General features: G+C 31.0%; 10 protein-coding genes. 4 read left to right on the forward strand and 6 right to left on the reverse strand.

Annotated features, from left to right (window positions below; translation table 11 throughout):
- Positions 1-90 precede the first annotated feature (90 nt).
- The 5 genes from ltaA to LQ682_RS06470 all read right to left on the reverse strand — a co-directional run bounded on the left by ltaA (position 91) and on the right by LQ682_RS06470 (position 5,050).
- A complete protein-coding gene (gene ltaA / locus LQ682_RS06450) occupies positions 91-1,293 on the reverse strand; it encodes a lipoteichoic acid biosynthesis MFS flippase LtaA (protein ID WP_064204863.1) in 1,203 nt (400 codons plus the stop codon).
- Positions 1,271-2,446, reverse strand: coding sequence for a diglucosyl diacylglycerol synthase (locus LQ682_RS06455; protein ID WP_017000861.1), 1,176 nt, complete (start codon positions 2,444-2,446; stop codon positions 1,271-1,273). Before LQ682_RS06455 ends, ltaA begins: the two co-directional genes overlap by 23 nt.
- 107 nt (positions 2,447-2,553) lie before the next feature.
- The gene (locus tag LQ682_RS06460) at positions 2,554-3,198 is read right to left on the reverse strand and encodes a TetR/AcrR family transcriptional regulator (protein ID WP_064204864.1); all 645 of its coding nucleotides are present in this window, start codon (positions 3,196-3,198) and stop codon (positions 2,554-2,556) included.
- A gap of 9 nt (positions 3,199-3,207) precedes the next feature.
- Entirely contained in the window at positions 3,208-4,341 is a 1,134-nt protein-coding gene (locus tag LQ682_RS06465; RefSeq protein ID WP_239724033.1) for an ABC transporter permease, read from the reverse strand.
- The gene (locus LQ682_RS06470) at positions 4,334-5,050 is read right to left on the reverse strand and encodes an ABC transporter ATP-binding protein (protein WP_239724035.1); all 717 of its coding nucleotides are present in this window, start codon (positions 5,048-5,050) and stop codon (positions 4,334-4,336) included. Before LQ682_RS06470 ends, LQ682_RS06465 begins: the two co-directional genes overlap by 8 nt.
- 130 nt (positions 5,051-5,180) lie before the next feature.
- On the opposite strand from LQ682_RS06470, the gene LQ682_RS06475 reads away from it, so the two are divergent.
- The 4 genes from LQ682_RS06475 (at position 5,181) to LQ682_RS06490 (ending at position 9,508) form a co-directional block, all read left to right on the forward strand.
- Entirely contained in the window at positions 5,181-6,665 is a 1,485-nt protein-coding gene (locus tag LQ682_RS06475) for a UDP-N-acetylmuramoyl-L-alanyl-D-glutamate--L-lysine ligase (protein WP_239724037.1), read from the forward strand.
- The gene (locus LQ682_RS06480; RefSeq protein WP_064204868.1) at positions 6,655-6,894 is read left to right on the forward strand and encodes a YueH family protein; all 240 of its coding nucleotides are present in this window, start codon (positions 6,655-6,657) and stop codon (positions 6,892-6,894) included. Before LQ682_RS06475 ends, LQ682_RS06480 begins: the two co-directional genes overlap by 11 nt.
- Positions 6,895-6,907: 13 nt before the next feature.
- Entirely contained in the window at positions 6,908-8,470 is a 1,563-nt protein-coding gene (locus tag LQ682_RS06485) for a peptide chain release factor 3 (protein WP_064211112.1), read from the forward strand.
- A 216-nt stretch (positions 8,471-8,686) separates the two neighbouring features.
- On the forward strand, positions 8,687-9,508 hold the full coding sequence (locus LQ682_RS06490) for a TerC family protein (RefSeq protein WP_026023726.1): 822 nt from the start codon (positions 8,687-8,689) through the stop codon (positions 9,506-9,508).
- 457 nt (positions 9,509-9,965) lie between these two features.
- Here the strand turns inward: LQ682_RS06490 and LQ682_RS06495 are convergent.
- Positions 9,966-10,758 (reverse strand): IS256 family transposase (locus LQ682_RS06495; protein ID WP_239724039.1); only part of this gene is annotated, 793 nt, incomplete at its 5' end.

Genomic DNA, 10,758 nt, shown 5'->3' on the forward strand with positions numbered 1-10,758 from the left:
ATTATATTATTTAAACAGATTATTCTAGAACTTAATTGTTCAATAAAAAAACAGAGGATATTCCACTTAAAATGGATATCCTCTGTTTTTTTATATAGTATTTGATCTTTTCTTTCTTCGGACATTTAAAAAGTATATACCATAAAATAAAGCTAAGAATAAGAAAATTAAACTTGAAGCATAAATTGTATAGTATACGTCAGCGAATATTTCTGAAATAACGCCACCTAGTATAGGTCCAATCATCGTACCAAAACCTTGTACGCTGTTGAATACACCCCATGTTTCTTCTTGTACTTTTGTATCTATATGACTAGCCATAAATGTATTCCATGCTGGCAATAATAGGCCGTAAATCGTACCGATTAATAGGGCGATTGTTATAACAATAAATAGCTGTGTTAATAAAGTTAATCCAAAAATAAATGAACTGTAAGCTAAGAAGCCTATAAAAATAATGATATGAGTAAATACTTTAGCGTATTTATCCATCAGTTTTGAAAAGAATAGCATCGAAATTGTACAACCAATACCACCAACTATCAAAATAATCGTATATTCTAAGGTTGTTACACCCATATGTTTAGTTGCGTATGTTGGTAATATTGGAACAAGCATTCCTATTGAAGCACCTTGTAAAAATATACCTGGGAATAATAACAAATGTCTCTTTGTAACATCTACAATTTCTGTTAATTGTTTTTTTACAGATTTACTTTCATAATCAGTCAATTGTACTTTAACAAAGTAGAACAATACCCAAGCGACTAATACACATAATGCCATCATAAATGAAAATTTAGTTGGATGTAATTTGAATAATAAATTCATAAATATCATACCTGAAAGCATACCGACTAACCAACTAAAGTAAACATAACCCATTTGTTTACCACGTGATGATTCTTCTACGCTTGAAAGCATAATCACCCATATAGGGCTGACTGCAATTCCGAGTAAAATAGCACTCAGAATATAAATAACAGGTGATGGGAAGAAAATAATTAATGCTAAACTTGTAAATGCTAATAAAAAACCACTAGTTAAGATTACAGTTGGACCGAATCTTTTTAATAGAAAACCAATTACGAAATTTGTTAACGCGTCACTTATAAAATGTAAAGAAATTGCTGTAGAAGTAATACCAACAGTCACTTTCGCTGTAGTCGTTGGTAAAAATGGTAAATAACTTAATATATACATACCTCTAGCAAATTCCATCATAAATAAAATGACGAGCATTATCCAAAAATCTTTTTTATAGAATGATTTACCTGATGAAGTATTTGGCATACATAGGGACCTTTCCATAAATTTCATTGTAAGTAAGTGAATCGCTTAGTAATGAAAGTAAATCCTTACAAATTGTTTCAGTTGGTTTTTCTAAATAGTTTTCTTCTAGTAGTTGTGTCATTTCTTTAAGTTCTTCAGGTTGATTTACAAGTGAAATAACTAATTTAGTAGCTTCTTCAGGTGTGTTAGCAACTTTCCCATATCCTTTTTCACTAAAGTATTCAGCATTCTCTAGTTCTTGTCCTGGAGCAGGGTTAAGAAAAATTAATGGTAAGTGTCTAGCAAACGCTTCAGATATTGTTATACCACCAGGCTTCGTAATCATCAGTTGGCTAGAAGCCATCCACTCATTCATATGTTTTGTATAACCTAATATAAGTACGTTTTTATTACCTTTAAAGTATTGAGCTAAATCAGAGCGTAAAGATTTATTGTTTCCACAAATCATGACTACTTGAGAGTCTTTAGCATGTGCATCAATTTTTTCAATCATAGATGAAAAACCTGTAGAAACTCCAAATGCTCCAGCGGACATTAATATAACGCTTTTATTTGGATCTAAATTTTGTTTCATTAACCAATCATGACGATTGATAGGTTCTTCAAACTGTTTTGAAATAGGTATTCCTGTAACTCTAATCGATTCTGAGTCGATACCTATTGAATTAAACTCTTCTTTCAAATCTTTAGTCGCTACATAATAGCGATTTGAGTGTGGTGTAACCCAGTTTTTATGCAAACGATAATCAGTCATAACTGTAGCAATAGGTATGTTCAAATTAAATTGTTCAGTCAAAACAGATACTACTGGCGTAGGGAACGTCAGTAATATTAAATCAGGTTTCTCTTTAATTAGTAAATTTAACAATTTATTTAATCCATAATATTTATAAAAACACTTATCTATTTGTTCAGGACGACTATAGTAGAAAAATTTATACATATTTCTAAAATATTTGAAGCTATTAATGTACCATTGTTTCGCAATAGAAGTCATAATAGGATGTGCTTCAAGAAATAAATCATGTTGAATGACAGTTAAATGATCAAGATTCATTTCACCAAATTGTTTCACAATACTATTCGTTACTTGTAAATGACCGTTACCAAAAGAACCGGTAATAATCAATAATTTTTTGTTTTGAGAAACCATTAGCCACACTCCGTATTTGTATTTATTATCTATGATAGTTTAACGTATTTTCCTTAATTTGTGAAAAGATATTGCATTTATTACATAATCTATACAGTTTCTTATGATTATCTCAACATTTTTATCAATAATTGTTTAGTTAATATGATATTTTCATTTAATTTTGATTTTGAGTAATCTTGAGAAAGTAATACAGGTAACATCACACTAATCGTTTGACTAGCCATCATTCGAAAGGCTAAATCAGCGGGTATATCTTTATCAATTTGATTGTTGTCTTTTAAATTTTGAATATATTGAGAAATAGTGGGACCGATTGATTGCTTAACAACATCAGTCATTATATTACGAAAATCTGTATTATACATTATTTCTCCAAAAATTATTTTTATTATATTTTTATTATTATCAATGAATTTTATTCTATTATCTACAAATGTGTCAATAAATGCATCTAAATTATCACATTTTGATAATTCTGAACTGAATTCTTTTAACACTTCAGGAGCAACTACCGATTTATATAAAGGTAATAATCCTGCATATAATAATTCATTTTTTGTTTTGAAATGTTTATATACAGTGCCTTCAGAAACTTTTGCCATTCTCGCAATGTCTTTTGTCGAGGTATTATAAAATCCACGTTCACTAAATAATACCGTTGCGCTATTTAATACTGCTTTTTGTTTTTCACTTATTTGTGATTGCTTTTTTAGTTGTTCGTTCATAATTTCTTTAATAGAGCGATTCATAATATAAACCTACACTTTCCGATATCTTTTCATACCTAATATATTTAAGACTAGCAACAAGACAAATATTAGGAAGAGAATAATCCAATTCACATATATATCTGATATTTCATAACCTCTGATCATAACGTTTTGGATTGCATCGCCAGCGTAATAAAGCGGCATTATATGTGCAATATATTGCAATGTTTTGTGCATTGAGTCTACTGGTATTATACCCGCAAAAAACACTTGTGGAACAATAGCTAGAGGTATAAATTGAATCATTTGAAATTCAGATGATGCAAAAGTTGATAATAACAAGCCTAAAGTTAAAGCAATAAATGAAATCAATATATTTGTTATAAATACGAGCGCAATATTTCCTTCTGTTATCATCTGTAATATATATATTGAATAAATAACAATTAATGCTGTTTGAATGACAGCAAATGTACCATAACCAATTATATAACCTATAATAATTTGATATTTCTTAATTGGAGAGGATAGTGTACGGTCAAGTGTGCCTGAAGTTCTTTCTTTCAGTAAAGAAATACCTGAAATTAAAAAGGTAAAGAAAAATACAAAGAATGCAATTAAAACTGGGCTGATTGTATCAAAATAATTCGTATCTTTATTGCCATGCAAATAGTGATTTGATGTTTCAATTTTTTCAATTTTTGGTTTGTCTTGTTGAGGTAAATCTTGTTTTATGTTGTCTGGTAACTTTTTCGTTATTTCACTTAACATTTTACTTTGATTATTTAACGCATTTGTTAACTGATTGATATTTTTACTGACTAAAATTTGATTAACCTTTAACTTTAATTGATTCGTTACACTAGGGTCTGAATTTTCATAAGTAATAGAATACTCGTGATTACTTTCTTCTACAAAACCATCTAGGTCATCATTTTTAAATTTATCTTTTAAATTTTTATAATCATCATATTGAACTGTTTCAATGTTTTTATCATGTAATTGGTTTATTAAATGTTCATTAGCTTGATACGTGCCGATTTTTAACTCTTTAGATTCATCTGAGTAATTAAACAAGAAATAAATTAATGTTAAGATGAGCAGTGGGGCAACGAGCAGAAGCATTAGTGTACGTTTATCTCGCAACACTTGTTTAAATATTCTTGTTGCTATATTAAGCATCTACACCATCTCCTAACTCAAGAAAAACTTCTTCTATCGTGTTGACTTTAAATGATGATTTTATTTCATCAGACGAACCGTAAGAAATAATATTGCCGTCTCTCATTAATAATAGTCTGTCACATTTATCCGCTTCATCTAACACGTGAGTCGTGACGAGTATCGTTTTTCCTTTATTACGTTCCTCAAATAAATCGTTCCATATAGACTTTCTTAATTTTGGGTCTATACCTACAGTAGGCTCGTCTAAAATTAATATTTTTGGGTTTTGAATAAAACTAATAGCGAGAGAAAGTCTTCTTTTCATACCTCCAGAAAAAGCACTTACTTTTTTCTTGCGTTCATTATATAAATTCACCATCTCTAAAGCACGTTGTATATTGGTTTGTAAATTTTGTTCTTTAGTAATATATAATTTTCCAAAGAATAACATGTTCTCGTAAGCAGTTAAATCCTCGTATAATGCATCACTTTGCGCCATATATCCAATTGAACGTAAAATTTTACGGTTAGGTATGTCGACATCTTCAATCGTAATATTACCTGAATCAATGGCTTCCATTCCTAAAATACATTTTATGAGTGTTGTTTTACCAGCACCAGAAGGGCCAATTAAACCTGTGATACAACCTGGTTCAAAATGTGTTGTCATATCATTTAATATATTAACTTTTCCGTATGACTTAGTTATATTATCTACTTTTATCATTATGAACACCTCTTTTAATTTAAAAGTGAGTACTCACTCATTTTACAACTAGATATATCTTAAGTCAAAACTATAAAATCATATAAAGAAAGTGTATAATAGACCTATTGAAAATAAAGGAGAAATAACGATGAAAGTTGAGACGTTATTAAACAAAATAAAATTAAAGCAAGTTTATGGGAATACAAACCAAGAAGTAAACGATATTACAACTGATTCTAGAACTGCAACTGAAAAATCTATATTTGTAGCCTCCCGAGGCTATACAGTAGATAGTCATGAATTTATCCCTAATGTTATTGAACAAGGGTGTACTGTAATCGTAAGCGATAGATATATTGAATTATCTGAAGAAGTACTATTAATTGTTGTAAAAGATACATTAAAAATAGCAAGTATTTTTAGCCATATAATTTTTGAATATCCAAGCCAAAAATTAAAAACAATAGGTGTTACTGGAACGAATGGTAAGACGACAATAGCAACGATGGTACATCATTTAACTAGAGCGCTTGGTAAAAATAGTGCTTATCTTGGAACAAATGGGTTTCAAATTAATGAAACTGTAACGGAGGGTGTGAACACGACACCGGAAACAGTTACATTAACTAAACATATATCCGAGGCTGTTAAGCAAGAATGTGAAAGCATGACTTTTGAAGTATCTAGTCACGGTCTAGTAATAGGTAGACTAAGAGGCGTAGAGTTTGATATTGCGATATTTTCAAACTTAACACAAGATCATTTAGATTTTCATGGCACAATGGAAGCATATGGTCATGCCAAATCATTATTATTTAGCCAATTAGGCCAAGACTATAGAAAAGACAAATTTGTCATATTGAACGCTGATGATGCTTTTTCTAAAGAGCTAGAGCCGGTTACTCCATTTGAAATATTTACATATGGAATAGACAATGAAGCTGATTTTATGGCTCAAAATATTAATGAATCTATCAATGGCGCGACATTTACTTTAACAACGCCATTTGGTGAATATGAAGTTGAATCTCCGTATTTAGGTAAATTCAATATTCTTAATTTATTAGCGAGCCTTCTTGGTGTTTGGGTGCAAGGTTATGATTTAAAAGAAATCATTAAAGCTGTTAAACAGATGCCCCCAGTTGAAGGACGTTTAGAAGTATTAGATAAAAACCTACCGATTGATTTAATTATTGATTATGCGCATACATCTGATGGTATCGATAAATTAATTGATGCTGTAAAACCTTTTGTTAAGCAAAAATTGATATTTTTAATAGGTATGGCTGGAGAAAGAGACTTAACAAAAACACCTGAAATGGGTAAAATAAGTTGTCGAGCAGATTACGTTGTATTTACACCAGATAATCCAGCAAATGATGATCCGAAAATGTTAACAGCAGAATTAGCTAAAGGAGCGACACACCAAAACTATGTAGAATTTGAAGATAGAGCAGAAGGTATTAGGCACGCTATTGAAATTTCAGAACCAGGAGATACAGTGGTATTAGCATCAAAAGGAAGAGAACCTTACCAAATTATGCCAGGAAATATTAAAGCACCTCATAGAGACGATTTAATTGGTCTAGAAGCAGCTTATGAAAAATATGGAGGTAAACCTAGTGAAGATTAGAGAAAGCCATTCTGATAACTTAAAATGCAAAGTTTTTATATATGAGAATAAAAAGGAAGAATATTTTGTTATTTCTATTCCAGATTTATTTTGGTCTATCCAAATCGATTATGACTTATTCGGTGAATCATTAATTGAACATCTGTATATACATTTGTTTAATATATTAGATGAAGAAGACGCAAACGAATTAGCGAATAGAATTAGCCATTGGACATCCGAATTATAAGGAGAAATGAATTGTGACAATAAAAGAAGAAGTAGAAAGTAGAAAAACCTTTGCGATTATATCGCATCCAGACGCTGGTAAAACGACGTTAACAGAGAAATTATTACTATTCGGTGGTGCGATAAGACAAGCAGGTACCGTTAAAGGTAAAAAGTCAGGAAAATTTGCTACGAGTGACTGGATGAAAGTAGAACAAGAGCGTGGTATTTCAGTAACCAGTTCTGTTATGCAATTTAATTACGATCACTATAATATCAATATTCTAGATACACCAGGACACGAAGACTTTTCGGAAGACACATATAGAACATTGATGGCTGTAGACAGTGCTGTCATGGTAATTGACTGTGCTAAAGGGATAGAGCCCCAAACTTTAAAATTATTTAAAGTATGTAAAATGAGAGGAATCCCTATTTTTACGTTTATTAATAAACTTGACCGTATGGGTAAAGAACCATTTGAATTACTTGAAGAAATTGAAAAAACTTTAGAAATTGAAACATATCCTATGAACTGGCCAGTTGGAATGGGTCAAAATTTCTTCGGTATTATTGATAGAGAAGAGAAAACTATTGAGCCATTTAGAGATGAAGAAAATGTACTACATTTAAATGATGATTATGAATTAGAAGAAAATCATCCAATTAAAAATGATTCACAGTTTGAACAAGCTATTGACGAATTGATGTTAGTTGAAGAAGCGGGTGAAACATTCGATAAAGAAATGTTGCTTGCTGGAGAGTTAACACCTGTATTCTTTGGTTCTGCATTAGCTAACTTTGGTGTACAAAACTTCTTAAATGCCTATGTAGATCATGCACCAATGCCAAATGGCAGAAAGACTGAAGAAGGTGAAGTAGTTGATCCATTTGATACAGATTTTTCAGGCTTTATATTCAAGATTCAAGCAAATATGGATCCAAAACATAGAGATAGAATCGCATTTATGCGTGTCGTGAGTGGAGCCTTTGAACGAGGTATGGATGTAACATTGCAAAGAACGAAGAAAAAACATAAAATCACACGTTCAACTTCATTTATGGCTGATGATACACAGACTGTTAACCATGCAGTGAGTGGGGATATAATCGGACTGTATGATACTGGTAATTATCAAATAGGAGATACACTTGTAGGAAATAATCAGAAATTCCATTTCGAAAATTTACCACAGTTTACACCTGAAATCTTTATGAAAGTTAGTGCGAAAAACGTTATGAAACAAAAACATTTCCATAAAGGTATTGAACAATTAGTACAAGAAGGTGCTATTCAGTTGTATAAAACATTACACACGAACCAAATTATACTCGGTGCTGTTGGACAGCTACAATTTGAAGTATTCGAACATAGAATGAAAAACGAATATAATGTTGACGTTGTAATGGAACAAGTTGGAAAGAAAATAGCTAGATGGATTGAAAACGAAAAAGATATTAAAGATAATATGAACTCTAGCCGTTCAATATTAGTGAAAGATCGTTATGATAATTTCGTATTCTTATTTGAAAATGAATTTGCTACAAGATGGTTTGAAGATAAATTCCCAGAAATTAAATTATATAGTTTGTTATAAACTAAAAAACAATGTATAATAACGAAGAAAACTAAATAGACCTACGACTTTGTCGAAGGGGAGTAACTTTAGAATGTAAATTCTAGCATATTATCGTCATTACGAAACGCAAGTTTCCGGTAATATGGGCATGTTATAAATGTTAAGTGAGACCTTTGCCTTTTATTAGGCATGGTCTCTTTTGTTTTGCAAAATAAAAATTGGAGTGTGAGAATGATGGATCCAAGTTTATTGCTCAGCTATGGTTGGGTTTTAGTCGTATTGGTCTTTCTTGAAGGTTTATTGGCTGCAGATAATGCAGTTGTAATGGCAGTAATGGTAAAACATTTACCTGAAGATTTAAGGAAAAAGGCATTATTTTATGGTTTATTAGGTGCATTTGTTTTCCGTTTTATTTCGTTATTCTTAATTAGCTTCTTGGCTAATTTCTGGCCAATTCAAGCAGCAGGGGCACTTTATCTTATTTATATGTCTGTTAAGAACTTAATAGATTTTAAAAAGCATAAAGATAAAGAGATTAAAACGCCCGATGATGTTGAAGAAAGTGATGAGAACTTTACCGAAGAAGAATTCCCTTCTGATAGTGAAGGTCATCATAAATTGAAGAAGAACTTCTGGATGACAGTATTAAAAGTTGAATTTGCAGATATCGCATTTGCTATAGACTCTATGTTAGCAGCATTTGCAATCGCGGTAACATTACCAGCTTTAGGTATTCATTTTGGCGGAATGGACTTAGGACAATTCAGTGTAATGTTCATAGGTGGTATGATGGGTGTAATCATTATGAGATTCGCTGCAACATATTTCGTAGAATTATTAAATAAATATCCGAATTTAGAAGCAGCAGCTTTCGCTATAGTTGGTTGGGTAGGTATAAAGCTACTCGTTATCGTATTAGCACATGATGAAATTGCATTGATACCACATGATTTCCCACATGGTATTGTATGGCAGTCTATTTTCTGGACAGTTTTATTAGCATTAGTGATTATCGGCTGGATTACATCAGTTCGACATAATAAAAAATCTTCATAACTAGTTATTTACGAGGGAGTGAGATTGAGTTCTCATTTTGCTAAAAACTTCGTAGCCCACCATAGGTAGAATTACTAGTAATGAAAAAAGTTTGATATAAGCACTTCGTTAATTTAGTTTTTGTCATTATTAATTAAATTATGCGAAGTGCTTTATTTTTTTATAAATATGGAGTTGATATACTGGTCTAACGTGCAAGAAATTCGAGACAAGCCCGTTACATTTTCTAACGAGCTAGTGCTTTTAAACAAGCCCGTTAGCGTGATATTTTTCATGACTGCATTGTAATTTTAACTTAAATACATATGGTAAACAGTCAAGTCCATATTTATGTGTAATATCTTTAGAAGTAATCAACCTTTGGTTTTTTAGAATGTATTAACAAAATAAATCTGTTTGATTTTTAGCAGATTCATTTTGTTAATCTCTACTTATTTTTCAAAAATAAGTAGTAAGTTTAAGGAATAAAAGGTCTTTTAGCATTATCTAGATTTTCTTGAATATCCATGAGTAATGCACCAATTAATCTAAAAGCTGAGTCTAGGTTAGGGAAAGTCTTAATGACTTTCTCTCTTTTTCTAAGCTGCATATTTATATTTTCAATAGAGTTAGTAGTTCGTATATTCTTATGGTGTTGTGCTGGAAATCTATAAAACTGTGTGGCATCTTCGAAGCCCTGATCTAATATATTTAAAGCTTCTGAATACTTAGGATTATTTTCATACTTAGTTACAAATTCATTTTTACTTTCAAGCGCATGTTGATATGTAGGAGCTTGAAAAATAGATTTAAGTAATGTTCTTGCCTCTTGTGAATTCTTTTTTGGGAATCTTTCAATGATGTTTTTAAGAAGATGAAATGTACAACGTTGCCAAGTTGAATCTATAAATTGTGATTTAATAGACTTAATAAGACCAGAATGTGCATCAGAAATAATGAGCTCAGGAGTTGTGAGGCCACGCATTCTTAAATCTTCAAAGAACTCAGACCAAGCCTGTTCAGATTCTTGATTAGAAATTTTAAAACCAATAATTTCACGTCTTTTAAGTTCATTTACTCCCATAGCTATATAAACGCCTTTAGAAACTATTTTATTATTCTCTCTAACTTTAATATGCATGGCATCAACAAATACATATCTGTACTGATGACTAGTAATAGGTCTACTCGACCACTTTTGAATATCGGGGTCAATATTTTTCATAACTTCTGAAATCGTAGATTTCGAAACAGATTTACCTGCCAGAGCC

This window comes from Mammaliicoccus sp. A-M4, from assembly GCF_022386955.1.
In the GTDB taxonomy this organism is placed as follows: domain Bacteria; phylum Bacillota; class Bacilli; order Staphylococcales; family Staphylococcaceae; genus Mammaliicoccus; species Mammaliicoccus lentus.

Bases quoted from the DNA above. Each gene is read 5' to 3' on its own strand.
- ltaA (WP_064204863.1), bottom strand. From the start codon at position 1,293: ATGCCAAATACTTCATCAGGTAAATCATTCTATAAAAAAGATTTTTGG.
- LQ682_RS06455 (WP_017000861.1), bottom strand. From the start codon at position 2,446: ATGGTTTCTCAAAACAAAAAATTATTGATTATTACCGGTTCTTTTGGT.
- LQ682_RS06460 (WP_064204864.1), bottom strand. From the start codon at position 3,198: ATGAATCGCTCTATTAAAGAAATTATGAACGAACAACTAAAAAAGCAA.
- LQ682_RS06465 (WP_239724033.1), bottom strand. From the start codon at position 4,341: ATGCTTAATATAGCAACAAGAATATTTAAACAAGTGTTGCGAGATAAA.
- LQ682_RS06470 (WP_239724035.1), bottom strand. From the start codon at position 5,050: ATGATAAAAGTAGATAATATAACTAAGTCATACGGAAAAGTTAATATA.
- LQ682_RS06475 (WP_239724037.1), top strand. From the start codon at position 5,181: ATGAAAGTTGAGACGTTATTAAACAAAATAAAATTAAAGCAAGTTTAT.
- LQ682_RS06490 (WP_026023726.1), top strand. From the start codon at position 8,687: ATGGATCCAAGTTTATTGCTCAGCTATGGTTGGGTTTTAGTCGTATTG.